16 protein-coding genes are annotated in these 15852 nt (G+C 71.6%); 6 read left to right on the top strand and 10 right to left on the bottom strand.

Features of this window, described 5'->3' with window-relative positions:
* Positions 1–262: 262 nt before the first annotated feature.
* Both M1P99_RS05385 and M1P99_RS05390 read left to right on the top strand, forming a co-directional pair.
* Complete coding sequence (locus M1P99_RS05385; RefSeq protein WP_304451569.1) at positions 263–2104, top strand: hypothetical protein; 1842 nt, start codon at positions 263–265, stop codon at positions 2102–2104.
* A 94-nt stretch (positions 2105–2198) separates the two neighbouring features.
* Positions 2199–3068: a 3-methyladenine DNA glycosylase gene (locus tag M1P99_RS05390; RefSeq protein ID WP_304451570.1), complete on the top strand. Its 870-nt coding sequence runs from the start codon at positions 2199–2201 to the stop codon at positions 3066–3068.
* A gap of 49 nt (positions 3069–3117) precedes the next feature.
* Here the strand turns inward: M1P99_RS05390 and M1P99_RS05395 are convergent, their stop codons facing one another.
* The 7 genes from M1P99_RS05395 to M1P99_RS05425 all read right to left on the bottom strand — a co-directional run bounded on the left by M1P99_RS05395 (position 3118) and on the right by M1P99_RS05425 (position 10415).
* Positions 3118–3930 carry an LPXTG cell wall anchor domain-containing protein gene (locus M1P99_RS05395; RefSeq protein WP_304451571.1) on the bottom strand — a complete coding sequence of 271 codons (813 nt, stop codon included), beginning with the start codon at positions 3928–3930 and terminating at the stop codon, positions 3118–3120.
* Positions 3931–4100: 170 nt separating this feature from the next.
* Positions 4101–4268 (bottom strand): hypothetical protein, encoded by a 168-nt coding sequence (locus M1P99_RS05400; protein ID WP_304455851.1) that lies wholly within the window; start codon positions 4266–4268, stop codon positions 4101–4103.
* Between the two features lie 85 nt (positions 4269–4353).
* Positions 4354–5448, bottom strand: a complete 1095-nt coding sequence (locus M1P99_RS05405) for an ABC transporter ATP-binding protein (protein WP_304451572.1) — start codon at positions 5446–5448, stop codon at positions 4354–4356.
* Positions 5445–6509 (bottom strand): ABC transporter ATP-binding protein, encoded by a 1065-nt coding sequence (locus tag M1P99_RS05410; RefSeq protein WP_304451573.1) that lies wholly within the window; start codon positions 6507–6509, stop codon positions 5445–5447. The genes M1P99_RS05405 and M1P99_RS05410 overlap by 4 nt, the downstream gene beginning before the upstream one ends.
* Before the next feature lie 2 nt (positions 6510–6511).
* Positions 6512–7534 (bottom strand): ABC transporter permease, encoded by a 1023-nt coding sequence (locus M1P99_RS05415; protein ID WP_304451574.1) that lies wholly within the window; start codon positions 7532–7534, stop codon positions 6512–6514.
* Positions 7534–8538, bottom strand: coding sequence for an ABC transporter permease (locus M1P99_RS05420; protein WP_304451575.1), 1005 nt, complete (start codon positions 8536–8538; stop codon positions 7534–7536). Before M1P99_RS05420 ends, M1P99_RS05415 begins: the two co-directional genes overlap by 1 nt.
* A 206-nt stretch (positions 8539–8744) precedes the next feature.
* The gene (locus M1P99_RS05425; protein WP_304451576.1) at positions 8745–10415 is read right to left on the bottom strand and encodes an ABC transporter substrate-binding protein; all 1671 of its coding nucleotides are present in this window, start codon (positions 10413–10415) and stop codon (positions 8745–8747) included.
* Positions 10416–10757: 342 nt separating this feature from the next.
* Between M1P99_RS05425 and M1P99_RS05430 the strand changes: the two genes are divergently transcribed.
* The 3 genes from M1P99_RS05430 (at position 10758) to M1P99_RS05440 (ending at position 12121) form a co-directional block, all read left to right on the top strand.
* A complete protein-coding gene (locus M1P99_RS05430; RefSeq protein ID WP_304451577.1) occupies positions 10758–11180 on the top strand; it encodes a hypothetical protein in 423 nt (140 codons plus the stop codon).
* Positions 11181–11381: 201 nt separating this feature from the next.
* Entirely contained in the window at positions 11382–11567 is a 186-nt protein-coding gene (locus M1P99_RS05435) for a hypothetical protein (RefSeq protein ID WP_304451578.1), read from the top strand.
* Complete coding sequence (locus tag M1P99_RS05440; protein WP_304451579.1) at positions 11567–12121, top strand: flavodoxin domain-containing protein; 555 nt, start codon at positions 11567–11569, stop codon at positions 12119–12121. The genes M1P99_RS05435 and M1P99_RS05440 overlap by 1 nt, the downstream gene beginning before the upstream one ends.
* Positions 12122–12218: 97 nt before the next feature.
* Here M1P99_RS05440 and M1P99_RS05445 read toward each other — a convergent pair whose 3' ends face one another.
* Together M1P99_RS05445 and M1P99_RS05450 are read right to left on the bottom strand one after the other, a co-directional pair.
* The gene (locus M1P99_RS05445; RefSeq protein ID WP_304451580.1) at positions 12219–12860 is read right to left on the bottom strand and encodes a hypothetical protein; all 642 of its coding nucleotides are present in this window, start codon (positions 12858–12860) and stop codon (positions 12219–12221) included.
* 103 nt (positions 12861–12963) lie between these two features.
* Entirely contained in the window at positions 12964–13479 is a 516-nt protein-coding gene (locus M1P99_RS05450) for a gluconokinase (RefSeq protein WP_304451581.1), read from the bottom strand.
* A 137-nt stretch (positions 13480–13616) separates the two neighbouring features.
* Between M1P99_RS05450 and M1P99_RS05455 the strand changes: the two genes are divergently transcribed.
* The gene (locus M1P99_RS05455; RefSeq protein WP_304451582.1) at positions 13617–14339 is read left to right on the top strand and encodes a FadR/GntR family transcriptional regulator; all 723 of its coding nucleotides are present in this window, start codon (positions 13617–13619) and stop codon (positions 14337–14339) included.
* A 29-nt stretch (positions 14340–14368) separates the two neighbouring features.
* Here M1P99_RS05455 and M1P99_RS05460 read toward each other — a convergent pair whose 3' ends face one another.
* Positions 14369–15745, bottom strand: a complete 1377-nt coding sequence (locus M1P99_RS05460) for a GntP family permease (RefSeq protein WP_304451583.1) — start codon at positions 15743–15745, stop codon at positions 14369–14371.
* Between the last annotated feature and the right edge of the window lie 107 nt (positions 15746–15852).

The raw sequence follows: 15852 nt of genomic DNA on the forward strand, positions 1-15852 counted from the left end.
CCACGATTGCCAACCTCGGAGCGGGAGTTGGCCACTCTGGCGCAGGGCCTGCGGCACGCGGGGGGCATCCGACCGGGGGCGTCACCGGTCACGTGCCCCGTGGTCACCGCCGCGGGGCGGTGGCGTCACCCGAAGACGCGCACAGGTTGTTCGGGTCAACCGACTGGCGTGAGCGCTGTCCTTCATCCAGAGTGGTGGATGAGGGTTCGGCCAGCACAAACGGGCCCGACCACGGTCCGCCGACAACGTCCAGGGGTGCTCATTGCCGCTTGTGTACCGCACGCTCGCCTCGGTCCCGGAGGACGACGGCGACCTCGTCGCCGCGGCGTCTGCGGTCTTCTCGCGCTGGTTGAGCAAGCGCGGCAACTCGGGCGCCCGCGTGGACTTCACCCGCTCGGGCCACTACGAGCTGAGCAACCGCTCCCGTGCCCTCGTCGTACGGCACGACAATCCAGAGGAGGGGCTGACCTTCCTCCGGCTCACGACCGAGTCCGACAAGCCGGACGGCGTGTGGCGGACCATCGCCTCGGTGGTCGTCGACCCCGAGCTCTCCCCCGGACAGCACCTGTGGATCGACATGACGGTCGACCCCGCGCCGCGCGAGGAGTCCCCGGCCGACCACCCGCGCCTGGACGTGATGCCGCCCGAGGCCGCGCGGATGCTCCTGCAGGAGGTCGCCGCGCGTGACGGCGCCCAACCGCTCCCCGCCGGACCGCGGATCGTGCGCGGTCGCGACGACGCGCTGGTGGACACGCTGGTGTCGGCGATCCGCGCGCCCGACCGCCGCCTGGCCGTGGTGGCCACGGGCACGCCCCGCGACGTCACCGTCGCCGGCTGGCGCGAGGCGATGGCGGGCGCACTGGCCCGGTCCACGGGCATGTGCGCCGGGTACGTACTCGACGCCGCCGCCCTCGAGCGCGTGGGCGCCCTGCTCCCCCGGGGCCTGGACATCCCCACGGGCGGCGTCCGTACGTTCTTACCGGGCGTGGACGTGGCGGACGAGAGCGACCACCCGCGCCATCCCCGGATGAGCCCCGCGACGCTCGACACCGCACGCGAAGGCGACCGCATCCGCAACTGGGTGGGCGCCGCGCTCTCCCGGCGGGTGCGCGAGACCGCGCTGGAGGCGGGCCTGCCCCCTCCGCTGGCCGCGGTGGACGCGCTGTTGGCCGAGGAGACGACGGACCTGCGCCTGCGGGCACTGAGCCGCGCCGACCGCGGACCGTCCGGCGCTCCGGGCCGCAACGGCGGCACGAACGGCAACGGCGGCCACGGCCGCATACCCTCCGCACGCCACCCCTCCGGGGACACGGCCGCCGGCGGCCTCGCCTCGGTCCACGAGCGCGACGCGCAGGAACAGCTCACCCAGCGGCTGCGCGAGGAGGTCAAACGCCAGAGCACGCGGATCGCGGAGCTGTCCGAGGAGCGCCAGGAGCTGCTGGCCGAGACCGCCGACCTCGCCGAGGAGGTCGAGACGGCCCGCGAACAGCTGCGCGCCGCGCGATTCGAGGCGCGCTGGCTGCGCGAGCGCATCCGCGAGGAGGGCCTGTTCCGGCTGGCCGCCACCCCTGCCCCCCGCGACCCGCAGCAGCGCCCGCCGGTGACCGTGCGCGAGCTGCTGGACCGCATCACCGACGGCAGCGCCCTGCCGCACCTGTTCTTCACCATCGAGGACCACGACACGGTGCACGAGCTGGAGGACAGCCGCAAGGAGACCCTGTGGGTCACCCGCGCGTGGGAGGCGCTGCTGGCCCTGAACGACTACGCCCGCTACCAGTTCGACAACCCCGGCAGCGGACTGGGCTTCCACTCCTACCTGCGGGAGACCCCGGACGGCTACCAGGTCATCCCGGTCAAGCGGCTGGCCTCCCAGGAGTCGGACTACGTGCGCAACCGGGGCAAGCTCAACGAGAAGCGGCTGTTCCGCGTACCCACCGAGGTGGAGCCGAGCGGACGCGTCCCCATGTACGCGCACATCAAGCTGGACATCGAGTACGGGATCTGCCCCCGGCTGTACTTCTATCCGCACCTGGGGCCCGGCACGACCAACCGCGTCTACATCGGCTACCTGGGACGCCACCTGCCCGTCCAGCAGTCGAACTGACGCTGACCGGCGTGGGCGTCCCCTGTCCTCGGACCGGGTGCGGCTCCGGGGCACGGGGTCCGGCCGGGGCCGCGCGACGCCTACCCTGGGGGCCGTGACGATCACCAGGAACGCGCTCGCCGAGACCGAGTGGCGGGAACGCGCCGGCCGGCACGAGGCTCGCGTGGACGCACTGGTCGCCGACCACCTGAGGCGGCGCCGGGAGGGCGAGCGCCATCCGGTGGAGGACTTCCTCTTCACCTACTACAACCTCAAACCGTCCCAGCTGCGCAGGTGGCACCCCGGTGTGGGCACGGCCCTGCTGGGGGAGGGCGCCCGCGCCCGGCTGGAGGAGCGGTTCTACACCGAGGCCGACGGCGCGGTCGCGCTGGACGCGGCGGCCTTCGCCGACGCGCGGCCGGTGCTGGGATTCGTCGAGAGGCTGCTGGAGTCGGTGGCCTCCCGACCGGCGCACCTGGGCTGTTTCGGCCTGCACGAGTGGGCGATGGTCTACCGGACCACGGAGGTCCGCCACGGCCAGGTGCCGCTGCGACTGGGGCACGAGGGCACGGACCGGGTGGTGGAGTCGCACCGCATCCAGTGCTCGCACTTCGACGCGTACCGCTTCTTCACCGAGCCCGCCAGGCCGCGCAACACCCTGCGGCCCACCCGCGAGACCCAGGCCGACCTGGACCAGCCCGGGTGCCTGCACGCCAACATGGACCTGTACAAGTGGGCCTACAAGCTCGCCCCGGCCGTACCGTCCGAGCTGGTGGTGGACTGCTTCGAGCTGTCGAAGGACATCCGCGTGCTGGACATGCGGGCCTCGCCCTACGACCTGGCCGACTGGGGCTATCCGCCGGTCCGCATCGAGACGGCGGAGGGCAAGGCCGAGTACATGGCGGCTCAGAGCGCCTTCGCCGAGCGCGGCGCCGTTCTGCGCGAGCGCCTGCTGCGGGTGTGCCGGGCCCTGCGGGAACGGTAAGGGGGGCGGCGCCGGACGGCGCCGCCCCCCTCAGGCCGGGTCCCGGGGACTAGCCCTCGGCGGAACCGTCGTCGTCGGCGGAGGTGTCGCGACGCTTACGGGTGTAGAACACCGCCGCGCCGCCACCGGCGACCGCGACGGCTCCCGCCGCCACCAGGGCGGCCAGGGCCGAACCGGTCACGGGGAGGCCGCCGGGGGTGCCGCTCTCGTCGGCCGGAACCGTGGGAGCATCGGTCTCGGCCGGGTCGGAGGACTCGTCCGTCGGCTCCGACGGCTCCTCGGAGGGCTCGGTGCCCGGCTCCGTCGGGTCGGTGGTGGGCTCCTCGGTCGGCTCCTCGGAGGGCTGCTCCGACGGCTCTTCGGACGGCTCCTCGGAGGGCTGCTCCGACGGCTCCTCGGAAGGCTCCGGCTCCTCGTCCTCGCACACGACCTTGAAGACCTTCTGCTTGGCCTCGCCGTTCTCGCCCTCGAAGGTCCAGTTCAGGTGGTAGTGGCCGTTCTCCAGGTCGAGGAGTTCGGTGCTGCCCTCCCCCTCGTCGTCCAGGACGAGGGTGCCGTCGAGCACCGGCTCGGCGTCGTGCGGGTTGCCGCCGCCCTGGGCCACGATCTCCCAGGTCACCTCCTCGACGGCGTCGAACCCGAAGGCCACGATCTGGAAGTCGCAGACCTTGGGCACGTTCCGGTTGTCCTCCTCGGGGGTGCTCGGCGAGTGGATCTTCACCGTGCCGTTGTCACCGGGAGGGGCGAGGGGGGCGGGAGCGGCGGACGCCAGGGCGGAACCGCCGAGGACGGCGGTCGCCACGATGGCGGTACCGGTCATGAAGCGGGCACAGACGGTGCCCGCGTCGAAGGAGATGCTCACAGGGGGACTCCTGCTTGTTGTGATGCCGAGGCGAGCGGGGCACCTGGCCACCTGTGGTCGGGACGGGGAAAACCTATCCTCATTCCCACATGGAGCAGTAGTCACACCTGCGACAGGTCACCGAAATGAGACCCACCGCCCACACAGAGGCGGGAGACGGTCACCCAGTGTCAGAAAGACGAGGCCAACAGCCCCCACAGCGTGACGGAGGCCAAGGTCAGGGAGAAGGGGACCGACAGGGCGAACACGGGGACGTGCAGCCACCGGTAACGGCCCGCCTCGACCGGCACCCGCCGCCGGTGCCACGCGCCGACCGTGATACCCGCCGCGGCTGTCACCGTCCGGCCGTGAGAATCGGTCGCACACGGGATGACGGATGTCATCCGGCGCGGTCCCCGCCCGCCGTCCGGCCCGCCGGTCCCCTCACGCGGTGCCGGTGCCGTGCACGATGCGCTCGGCGTACTCCTCCCTCGGGCCGATCTCGCCGGACAGGATCTGCTCGGCGTAGTGGCAGGCCACCTTGTGCGTCCCCCTGATCGTGCGCAGCTCCGGACGCTCGGTGTCGCACCGCTCCTCCTGGCGCCACGGGCACCGGGTGTGGAAGCGGCATCCCGGGGGCGGGGCGGCCGGGGAGGGCAGGTCGCCCGCCAGCAGGATGCGTTCGCGGGCGTCCTCCACCTTCGGGTCCGGGACCGGCACGGCCGACATCAGGGAGCGCGTGTAGGGGTGCATCGGCGTCTCGTACAGGTCGTCCCCGGAGGCCTCCTCCACGAGCGAGCCCAGGTACATCACGCCGACCACGTCGCTGACGTGCCGCACGACCGCGAGGTCGTGCGCGATGACCAGGTAGGTGAGGCCGAGTTCCTCCTGGAGCCCTTCCAGGAGGTTGAGCACCTGCGCCTGGATCGACACGTCCAGCGCCGACACCGGCTCGTCGCAGATGATCAGGTCGGGGCGCAGCACCAGGGCCCGGGCGATCCCGATGCGCTGGCGCTGGCCGCCGGAGAACTCGTGCGGGTAGCGGGTGAGCGCCTTGGCCGAGAGCCCCACGCGCTCCAGCGCGTCCACCACGCGGGCCCGCTGGTCCTGGAGCGTGCGGGCGCGGCGTTCCTTCGGGCTCATGTCCTGGTCGGTCCCCGGGCCGCCGATGCCGTGCGCCTGGAGCCCCTCCAACAGGATGGTCCCGATGTTCTGGCGCGGGTTGAGGCTGCCCAGCGGATCCTGGAAGACCATCTGCAGGTTGCGGCGCTGATGGCGCATCGTCTCGGTGTCCAGGCCCGCCAGGTCCCGGTCGCCGAACCACACCTGGCCCTCGGTGATGTCGACCAGCCGCAGCACGGCCCGGCCGAGGGTGGTCTTGCCGCAGCCCGACTCCCCGACCAGTCCGTAGGTCTGCCCGCGTTCGATGGTGAGGCTGACCCCGTCCACCGCCCGCACGTGCCCGACCGTGCGGTCGAAGACCACACCGCGCTTGATCGGGAAGTGGACCTTGAGGTCCTTGATCTCCAGCAGGCTCATCCGCGTGCCTCCTCGTCGCCGACCGAGGCCGGGCTCTCCAGTTCGGTGCGGTCCGCCGCCGCCCGCGCGTGCTCGAGCGGGTTCACGCACCGGTGCGTGTGCTCCCCGGACGCGTGCACGAGCTCGGGCGCCCCCTGCAGGCACTCCATCGTGTAGTGGTCGCACCGGGGCGCGAACGCGCACCCGTCCGTCCAGGCGATGTTGTCGTTGACCGACCCCCGCACGGGCGTGAGCGGCTCGCCGCGCGGCGCGTCCAGGCGCGGCACGGAGCCCAGCAGCCCGACCGTGTACGGGTGGGTGGGTTCGGCGAAGAGCGGGCCCCGGGGCGCCGCCTCCACCGCCCGCCCCGCGTAGAGCACGTTGATGTCGTCGCACAGGCCCGCCACCACGCCCAGGTCGTGCGTGATCATCAGCAGGGCCGTGCCCTCTTCGACGACCAGGTCGCGGAGCAGCTCCAGGATCTGGGCCTGGATGGTCACGTCCAGCGCGGTGGTGGGCTCGTCGGCGATCATCAGCTTAGGCCGGCAGGCCACCGCCATCGCGATGAGGGCGCGCTGGCGCATCCCGCCGGAGAGCTGGTGCGGGTACTCCCGGAGCCGCCGCGTCGGGTCGGGGATGCCCACCCGGTGCAGCAGGTCGGCGGCCTCCCGGCGGGCGGTGGCGCCCCGCATCCCGCGGTGCCGGCGCAGGATCTCGGTGACCTGGAGGCCGATGGGGATGACGGGGTTGAGCGAGCTGAGCGGGTCCTGGAAGATCATCGCCAGCTGCGCGCCCCTCAGGTCGCGCATCCGGCGCGGGGACAGGGCGAGCAGGTCGGTCTCGCCGTCGGGCAGCCGCATGCGGGCGGACCCGCCGACCGTGAGCCCGCGGGAGGGCAGCAGTCCCATCAGGGCGAGCGAGGTGACGCTCTTGCCGCAGCCGGACTCGCCGACCAGGCCGGTGACCCGCCCCTCCTCCAGGGTGAAGGAGACCCCGTCCACGGCACGGACGTCGTCCGACCCCCGGCGGTGGAACACCACGGACAGCTCGTCCACCGTCAGCAGCGGCGTGCTGGAACTCATGGTCATTTCCTCACCTTCGGGTCGAGGGCCTCCCGCATCGCCTCACCCAGCAGGGTGAAGCCCAGGGCGGTGACGATGATGGCCAGCGCGGGGTACACGGCCAGCGACGGCGCGCTGGACAGGAACCGCTGGGCGTCGGCGAGCATCGTGCCCCACTCGGGGAAGGCCGGGTCCGGGTTGCCCAGGCCCAGGTAGGACAGGGCCGCGGCGTCGATGATGGCGGTGGCCAGGGTGAGGGTGCTCTGGACGATCACCGGGCCCATGGAGTTGGGCAGGATGTGCGCCAGGGCGATGCGGCGCTTGCGCACGCCCAGCGCCTGGGCGGCCAGCACGTAGTCGCGTGAGCCCTGGGAGATCATGGCGCCGCGCAACAGGCGGGCGAAGATCGGGATCTGGGCGACGCCGACCGCGATCATGACCGTGGTCAGGCTGGGGCCGATGAGCGCGGCGACGGTGACGGCCAGCAGCAGGGTGGGCAGCGCCAGCATCATGTCGATGACGCGCATGACCACGTTGTCGAGCCAGCGCCCCCAGGTGCCGCCGAGGGTCGCCGCGGCGCCCGCCGAACCGCCCAGCAGGGCGCCGACGCAGAACCCGACGAGGGTGGCGACCACGCCGACCAGCAGGGTCTGCCTGGCTCCGATCACCATGCGGGAGAACTGGTCGCGGCCGAGGTTGTCCAGCCCCAGGAGGTTCTCCGCGCGTGGTCCGACGAAGACGTTGCGGTTGGGGAAGACCTCCCCGCCCCACGTCTGCGCGGTCGGGCTGTAGGGGGCGATGAGCGGTGAGAAGAGCGCCACGAGGATGAACACCGTGACGATGGCGGCGCCGGAGATCGCCATGGGGCTGCGGCGCATGCGCGTGAGGGCCTCGCGCCAGACCCCGGCGCCGTGGCCGTCGTCGCGGCGTTCGCCCATGAGCTCGGCGAGCCGGTCGACCTTGGCGGCCTTGCGGCCCAGCAGGGGCGCGTCCCCGCTCTTCGTACCGGTGCCGGCGGGGTTCTGAGGACTCGGTGGCGTCGTCATCACTGGGCCCGCACTCTCGGGTCGAGGAGGCTGTAGGAGATGTCCACGAGCAGGTTGATGAACACGTAGACGGTGGCGATGATCAGGATGAACCCGGTGAGCACGGGGTAGTCGCGGTCCTGTGTGGCCGCGTAGATGAACGACCCGATCCCGGGGAAGGCGAACACGCTCTCGGTGAGGACCGCCCCGGCGAAGAGGCTGCCGGTGAGCAGCCCGATGGCGGTCACCACCGGCAGCATCGCGTTGCGCATGACGTGTCTTGTGCGCACGGTGTTGCGGTGCAGGCCCTTGGCGTCGGCGGTGCGCACGTAGTCCTCCTCCAGCACCTCCAGCACGCTGGCCCGGGTCATGCGGACGATGACCGCGAGGGGGATGGAGGCCAGGGCCAGGCCCGGCAGCACCAGGTGGGCGAGCGCGTCGGCGACCACGTCCCACTCCCCGGTGCGCAGGCCGTCCAGGACGGCGAAACCGCTGAGGTTGGTGCGGCTCAGTCCCGGGGAGAGGCGGAAGGCCGAGGGGAACATCCCGAGCCGTTCGGCGAAGACGACCTTGAGGATGAACGCCAGGAAGAACACCGGTGTGCAGATGCCGACCAGGGAGCCGCCGACGGCCGCGAAGTCCAGTACGGTCCCGCGGCGGCGGGCGGCCAGGTAGCCCAGCGGCAGGCCGACGGCGACGGCGATGAGCATGGCCGACACGGCGAGTTCGAACGTGGCGGGGAAGCGGGTCAGGAACTCCTCCAGGACCGGCCGCCCGGTGGTGATGGAGGTGCCCAGGTCTCCCTGGAGGATGCGGCGCAGGAAGGACAGGTACTGGACGGTGAGCGGTTCGTCCAGCCCCAGCGAGCGCCGGAGCGAGGCGCGCTGCTGGTCGGTCGCGTCGTCGGGGAGGAGGGCGTACTCCGGACCGCCCGGGAGCCGTTGCAGCCAGACGAACAGCAGGATCGAGAGTCCGACCAGGGTCGGGATCAGCTGGAGAACTCGCCTGACGATGAATCGCAGCACCTTCGCCGCCTTTCGTCAGTGGTGAGAACGATGTGACGCGGACACCCCGCCGGGATGGGGCGGGTGGCGTCGGGGAGGGTGGTGGTTCGGCCCGGCGTCCGCGGGGATGGCCCGGGGCCGGGTGGCACGCGCAGGTCCGCGTGCAGGGTGCGGGCCCGGCCGTCGCGTGGTGACCGGCCGGGCCCTCCCCTGAGGGGTGGAACGCCCTACTTCCAGGAGGCTTCGGAGAAGTTCTCCTGGGTCAGCGGACTGACCGCGGGCGGGTTGACGTTCTCGGCGAAGGCGATGGACGGCGGGGAGCTGGAGATGGGCAGCCCCGGCAGGATGTCCATGATCTGGTTGTTCAGCTCCTGGTAGGCGGCGGTGCGCTCCGCGTCGTCGGGGTTGCCGCTCGCCTCCTCCATGGCCTCGAACAGGTCCTCGTCGCGGAAGCCGAACTCGCTGTTGTAGCCGGAGAACCAGGTGCCGATGAAGTTGTAGGCGTCGTTGTAGTCACCGGTCCAGCCGAGCAGGTACATCGGGCACTCGCCGGAGTTGGTCCGCGGGATGTAGTCGGCCCACTCGTAGGTGACCGGCTCCACGGTCACGCCGACCGCTTCCAGGTCCGCGGAGATGACGTCGAAGATGTCGCGCGGCGCGGGCATGTAGGGGCGGGTGACGTCGGACGGGTAGCAGAACTCGACCGTCAGGTCCTCCTGGCCGGCGTCGGCGAGCATCTCCTCGGCCAGTTCGGGGTCGTAGTCGTAGGTCTGCACGTCCGGCGACCAGCCGTCGAGGGTGTCGGGGTGGAACTGCGTGGCCACCTCGCCGCCGGCGGGCAGGATCGTGTCGACGATGCGCTGGCGGTCGACGGCGTGCGCCAGGGCCTGGCGCACCTCCAGGTCGGCGAGCGCCTCGTTCGCCTCCTGCTGGTAGGCCATGTACAGGACGTTGAAGACGTCGCGCGTGGGCACCTGGAAGCCGGCGGCCTCCAGCGGTTCCACGTCGGCGGGGGCGACGAGGTCGTACCCGTGGATGTCGCCGGCCTCCAGGGCCTGGCGGCGGGCCGTCTCGTCGGGGATGGCGCGCAGGATCATGGTCTCGAAGCCCGCGGGCTCGCCCCAGTAGTCGTCGAAGCGCTGCAGGGTGACCTCGTCCTGGTCCTGGTCCCACTCCTCCACGGTGAAGGGCCCGGTCCCGGCCACGGTCCCGGCGACCTGGCTGTACTCGGGGAGCGTGAAGTTGCCCTCCTCGCCGGTGACCTCCTGGTCGGCGATGGCCTCCAGGGTGGACGGGCTCATGAGGCCGAACGCCGCGAGGCTGAATCCGCCGGGGAAGATCGAGGAGTATTCCGTGATGGTGATGACCGGGGTCAGCTCGTCCTGGGCCTCGCAGGAAACGTACCGCGAGTCGGGGATGTCCTCGTCCTCGTTCTCCGCGAAGCCGCCGAACACCGACTGCCAGTAGTAGGAGTTGTTGGAACTCTGGTAACCGCCGGTGAGGTTGTGCCAGCGGTCGAAATTCGCGCAGACGGCTTCGGCGTCCAGGGGGTCGCCGTCGTGGAACTGCACGTTCTCACGGAGGTGGAACGTCCATTCGGTTCCGTCCTCGGACTGCTCCCAGTCCTCGGCGAGTCCGCCGACGATCTCGCTGCCGCCCGACTCGTGGCGCAGCAGGGTCTCGAAGACCTGACGGCTGTAGCGGTAGGTCTCACCATCGCTGGTGAGGAAGGGGTCCAGGGTGCTGATGCTGCCTGCGGCCGCGAACACGAAGGGTTCGGAGGCGTCGGCACCGCCACCCCCTTCGCGCGTACTCTCGGCGCACGCTGTCGCCACCAGCGCGAGTGAGGTAGCCGCCGCCAGCAGGGCGATCGGCTTTCGGGATGACTTCCTGAGCATGGTCCACCTCAATGGGGGGCGGGGGTGTGGCCCTCGTCGATTGAGTGGACCCTAGACCGAACTCGGCGCCGGTGTGAAGGTAGACGACTGGGTATTAATACAACCGTTTCAGTTCTGTGCCGGGATCCATAGGTCGCGTTTCCCGACATGGTGTCCAACTGAGCGGCTATATCACGTACCACCTGCCAGGCGATACCCCCGTCACTTTCCGCGCACGCGCAGAAACCTCTTTTCATCGGCTCATAGGATGAATGGCGCGATCGGATGATTTCTCTCCCATTCGTCACACCAACCCCCTCCCACCCCTGCGCGCCAGGGCCGGAAGCGTCCTATGATCTGGCAATGACCACTCCCCTTGACGACGCGGACCTGACCGCGTTCCTGGAAGGCCAGGAGACCTCCTGGCTGGCCGAGCAGCTCATGCTCGTGGCCGACGAGGACCCCATCACCCGTATCCGCCTGACCGCCGCGGCGGGTTCCGAGAGCGTTGTCGAGGAGGCCAGGGCCGCGACCCTCGCCGCCGTCGTCGACCACGTCCCGGCCACCGAGGACGAGGAGGAGGACGACGGCGACATCCTCCACCGCACACTGGACCTGCTCGACGACCTCGTCGACTACGGGTTCGAGGACGAGACCGCCGACATCGCCGACGAGGCGCGCGAACTGTACGTCACCCGCCACGGGGAGGACGAGAGCGAGCACCTGGCACGGCTGCACGTCATCGCCGACGGCGCCGAGGAGGACGACGGGGACGAGGACGAGTAGGAGGGCCCACGGAACCGGGTGAGTACTCCCGGGCGGGCGGGTCCTGACACGGCCGGAACCGCCCGCCGCGCCGTTCGGCGCCTCCCGACGCGACACACGGCCTCTCCACGGTCGCCCTTGGTCCCTTCACCAGGCATGACCCGTCCGCGTACGGTGTCCGGACAGGACGATGGACGCCACGCACCACCGGGGGGGGCTGGCATGTGGGCATCCGGGCGAGCGGGCGCGGCGCGCCCAGGACGGCCGCCCCGGCGTGAGCCGGAGCCCTGGGCGCCGCGGGAGCGGGCGGCCCAGGTCGCCGTCGCCTTCGCCGGGCTCATCGCCACGCTGGTCGGCGCCGACGCCCGTGACCGTACGCCGGACCGCCCGGTACGGGAGGTGGAGTGATGAGGATTCTCGTCGCGTATGCGAGCAAACACGGCGCCACGGCCGGGATCGCCGAACGCATCGGCACCGGCCTGGCGCGCGACGGGCACGCCGTCGACGTTCGGCCGGTGCGCGCGGTCTCGGACGTGTCGGAGTACGACGCCTTCGTGGTCGGCAGCAGTGTCTATTTCACGCACTGGAACGCCGCCGCCAAGAAGTTCGTCCTGGACAACCGCGACCTACTGGCCTCCCGCCCGGTGTGGCTCTTCAGCAGCGGACCGGTCAGCGCGCAGCGCACCGACGACGGCGGCGACCTGCGTCAGGCCAGCGAACCCAAGGAGCTTCCCGAACTCGTCGACGCCATCGGCCCGGTCGGCCACCGGGTGTTCTTCGGGGCGGTGGACCCGTCGGGGCTGACTCTGGCCGAACGTGCGATCCGGAGCCTGCCCGCCGGCCGCGAACTGTTGCCCGAAGGGGATTTCCGCGATTGGGAGGACGTGGACGGCATGGCGGTCGAGATCGCCGGTCGGCTGGCTTCCGACGGCGGACCGGAGGGGCGGCCGCCCCTCCGGTAGGGAGTGCGCCGAGACCACCACCCGCCACGCGGCGCGGTGGCGGTCCGCGGGGCGATGTTGGTTCCGCGCCCGCCGACGGGAGCGGAAGCGCAGGCCCTCAGGAACCCGCCCCGCACCAGCGGCGCACCTGGGTGCTCCACAGGGCGATGTTGGCCGTGATGGCGAGCATGGCCGAGAGGAAGCCGGCCAGCATCAGGGGCGTGTCGGCCATCTGGGCGGCCAGCCGCAGGGCGGCGGCGGCCCCGAGCAGCGCTACCCCGGACAGGACGCGGGCGGCCCACCACGGCGCGGGCACGGCCCGGCGCACGGGGACGGCCGCGCCGGCCAGGGCGGCGCCCACGACGGCCGCGCCGACCACCAGGGTCCACATGGGCGCCAGGAAGCGGTCCGGGACACCGGAGTCCAGGACGGACCACACCATGTAGGCCTGGAGCGCACCCACCGGAAGGGCGGCGAGGAGCACGCCGGCGGTCTGCGTCACGTCCGCAGGCGGCCGCTGCCCGGCGCGGCGCGAGGCGAAGAGCCGCCCGGCGTCGACGCGGGGCAGCGAGGCGAGGCCGTCCCGCATCCGGAGCGCGGCGCGCCGGGCGGCGTCGGCCCTCCCGGGCTTGTCCGCCCGGACACCACCGTCCTGGGCGGTGCCGCCCTGAGCGGCGTCGGTCCGGGCGGCGTCGGTCTCGGCCTGGTCGGTCTGAACCTCCGCGTGGGTCGGGGCGGGGGACGAAACGGTTTCGTGCATGCCGACCAGGGTCGCGTGTCGGCCGTCCTCACACAAGTCGCCCATCACGGCACACACGTAACGAAATCGTTCCACCATGCGGAGCGTCGCCGCCGGCCGGGACTCAGGCGAACGCCGGCCCCAGCCGCTGCTCGACGTATCCGAGGGCCCGCTCGACCAGGGTGTCCACGTCCTGGCGCACGTCGAACACCGCGCCCTCCTCGCCGGGCTGCAACGGTTCCAGGGTGTCCAACTGCGAGCGCAGCAGTGCGGGCGGCATGAAGTGGTCCGGGCGCGCGGCGATGCGGTCGAGGATCACGTCCTCGGGGCCGTCCATGTGCAGGAAGTGCACACCCGGAACGCCGCCGCGCAGGACGTCGCGGTAGTCGCGCCGGAGCGCGGAACAGGCCATCACCGAGTGCTCCCCCCGGGCGTCGTGCCCGGCGATCCAGGCGGCCAGCTCGCGCAGCCACGGCCAGCGGTCGGCGTCGGTCAGCGGCACGCCCGCCGCCATCTTGTCGATGCTGGCCCGGGGGTGGAAGGCGTCGGCCTCGGCGAAGGGCAGGCCGAGCCGTCCGGCCACGCTGTGGGCCACGGTCGTCTTCCCACTACCCGCGACGCCCATGAAGACAAAGTGCATGGTCTCTCCGTGTCGTGGACCCGAGCGCCTGTGTGCGACGGGCACCACTAATAGTGATATCAATCTTTCGGGCTAGGCTTCAGGCTGACGACTGGCCGGAATCGGTCGAGGACGGAGCCGACAGGAGCACTGGAACGATGGCGACAGACCACCGCACGCTGCACAACCGGGTGCTGGCGGTGCTCGGGCCCGCCATCGCCGGGGACGAGTACGCCGTTGGCCACACCTTCACCCTCCAGGGGCTGGAACAGGACTTCGGCGTCTCCCGCACGGTGGCACGCGAGGCCGTCCGGGTCATGGAGTCGATGCGGCTCGTGGTCAGCCGCCCCCGTACCGGCATCCGCGTGCGCCCCCGCCGCGAGTGGAACATCTTCGACCCCCAGCTGATCCGCTGGCGGCTGGCCGGTGACGGCCGGATGGACCAGCTGCGCTCCCTCAACGAACTGCGGGCCGCCGTGGAACCGGCGGCCGCCGCCCTGTCCGCCCGCCACGGAGACGCCGAGGAGCGGGCCCGGCTGGCCGTGGTGGCCGAGCAGATGGCCGCCACCGGCCGCGCGGGCGACCTGGAGGCCTTCCTCGAACTGGACATCGCCTTCCACCGCCGCATCCTCGAACTGTCCGGGAACGAGATGTTCGCCGGACTGGCCCAGGTGGTCGCGGAGGTCCTGGTCGGGCGGACCTCCTACCACCTGATGCCGCTCACGCCGCGCCCGGAGGCGCTGCGCCTGCACCTGGCGGTGGCCCAGGCCATTCGGGACGGGCTCCCCGACGTCGCGGAGGCCGCGATGCGCTCCATCGTCACGGAGGTGTCCACCGCCCTGGAGGACGACGCGCCGCCGAACGACGCGCCGTCCGCCTGACCGGTGGACTCCCCCGCGGCCGTCATGACCTAGACGACCAGGCTGACGCCGAAGGCCAGGCCGAAGCCGACGAAGCCGATGAGCGTCTCCATGACGGTCCAGGTCTTGAGCGTGGTCTTGACGTCCATGTTCAGGAAGCGGCCGACCAGCCAGAAGCCCGAGTCGTTCACGTGCGAGAACGCGGTGGCGCCACAGGCGATGGCCACGACGACCAGCGCCAGGTCGATCGAGGACAGGCCGGCGCTGGCCTGCACGGCGGGCGCGACCAGGCCGGCGGTGGTGGTCAGGGCGACGGTCGCCGACCCCTGGGCCACGCGCAGGGCCAGGGCGATGACGAAGGCCGCGACGATCACGGGCAGGCCGGTCGACTCCAGGGTCCCGGCGAGCGCCTCGCCGATACCGCTGGTGCGCAGGACGCCGCCGAACATGCCGCCCGCGCCGGTGATGAGGATGATGGCGCACACGGGGCCGAGCGCGCCGCCGACGATCTCCTCCACACGCGCGCGGCTGAAGCGGCCGCTGCTCAGCACGACCATCGCGGCGAGCAGCGTGACGAGCAGGGCGATGGGCGTCTGGCCCAGCAGCATGAGGATCTGCACCCACAGGGCGTCCTCGGCGACGGCACCGGTGGCGACGAGGGTGGAGGTACCGGTGTTGCCGAAGATCAGCAGCATCGGCAGCAGCAGGAGACCGAGAACGGTGCCCAGGTGCGGCGGGTTCTCGTGCTCGACCGTGCCGTCGGCCAGGATGTCGTCGGGCACGGGGAGCTCGAACCGCCGGCCCGCCCACAGGCCGAACAGGTAGCTGGAGAGGTACCAGGTCGGGATGGCCAGGACCAGGCCGACCAGGAGGGTCAGGCCCATGTCGGCGCCGATCTCCACGGCGGCGGTGACCGGCCCGGGGTGCGGCGGGACGAAGGCGTGCATGACCGCGAACGCGCCGGCCGTGGGCAGGGCGTACATGAGCACGGACCCGCCCACGCGGCGGGCCACGCTGAAGACGATCGGCAGCATGACGATGAGGCCGACGTCGAAAAAGATCGGGAAGCCGAAGAGCAGCGAGGCCACACCGAGGGCCAGCGGTGCCCGCTTCTCGCCGAAGAGCCTGATCAGGGCACTCGCCAGGACGGCGGCGCCACCGGTGATCTCCAGCAGGCGCCCGATCATGACGCCCAGGCCGACCAGGAGGGCGACGTTGGCGAGGGTGCCGCCGAAGCCGTCCAGGAGGGTGGGCACCACCCCGGAGACCGGGATGCCGGTGGCGAGTGCGGTCAGCACGCTGACCAGGACGAGCGCGACGAACGCGTGCAGTCGGAAGCGGATGATCAACAGGAGCAGGAGCGCGATGGCGCCCGCCGCGATCCCGAGGAGGGGACCCGTGCTGTAGACGGGCTCGAAGTTCTCCACGACGGAGCCTTCCGGTGGACGGTGGAGCGGTGGCCGCCGCGTTCACGGCTCTGACCCACGCTGGAAACGAACACCGGCAATGGTAATACCATTTGTGAGCTTCTGTG

The sequence above is a fragment of the Nocardiopsis sp. YSL2 genome, assembly GCF_030555055.1.
Taxonomy (GTDB): domain Bacteria; phylum Actinomycetota; class Actinomycetes; order Streptosporangiales; family Streptosporangiaceae; genus Nocardiopsis.

Bases quoted from the DNA above. Each gene is read 5' to 3' on its own strand.
- M1P99_RS05405 (WP_304451572.1), bottom strand. From the start codon at position 5,448: ATGAGCCTGCTGGAGATCAAGGACCTCAAGGTCCACTTCCCGATCAAG.
- M1P99_RS05410 (WP_304451573.1), bottom strand. From the start codon at position 6,509: ATGAGTTCCAGCACGCCGCTGCTGACGGTGGACGAGCTGTCCGTGGTG.
- M1P99_RS05415 (WP_304451574.1), bottom strand. From the start codon at position 7,534: ATGACGACGCCACCGAGTCCTCAGAACCCCGCCGGCACCGGTACGAAG.
- M1P99_RS05425 (WP_304451576.1), bottom strand. From the start codon at position 10,415: ATGCTCAGGAAGTCATCCCGAAAGCCGATCGCCCTGCTGGCGGCGGCT.
- M1P99_RS05430 (WP_304451577.1), top strand. From the start codon at position 10,758: ATGACCACTCCCCTTGACGACGCGGACCTGACCGCGTTCCTGGAAGGC.
- M1P99_RS05435 (WP_304451578.1), top strand. From the start codon at position 11,382: ATGTGGGCATCCGGGCGAGCGGGCGCGGCGCGCCCAGGACGGCCGCCC.
- M1P99_RS05440 (WP_304451579.1), top strand. From the start codon at position 11,567: ATGAGGATTCTCGTCGCGTATGCGAGCAAACACGGCGCCACGGCCGGG.
- M1P99_RS05445 (WP_304451580.1), bottom strand. From the start codon at position 12,860: ATGCACGAAACCGTTTCGTCCCCCGCCCCGACCCACGCGGAGGTTCAG.
- M1P99_RS05450 (WP_304451581.1), bottom strand. From the start codon at position 13,479: ATGCACTTTGTCTTCATGGGCGTCGCGGGTAGTGGGAAGACGACCGTG.
- M1P99_RS05455 (WP_304451582.1), top strand. From the start codon at position 13,617: ATGGCGACAGACCACCGCACGCTGCACAACCGGGTGCTGGCGGTGCTC.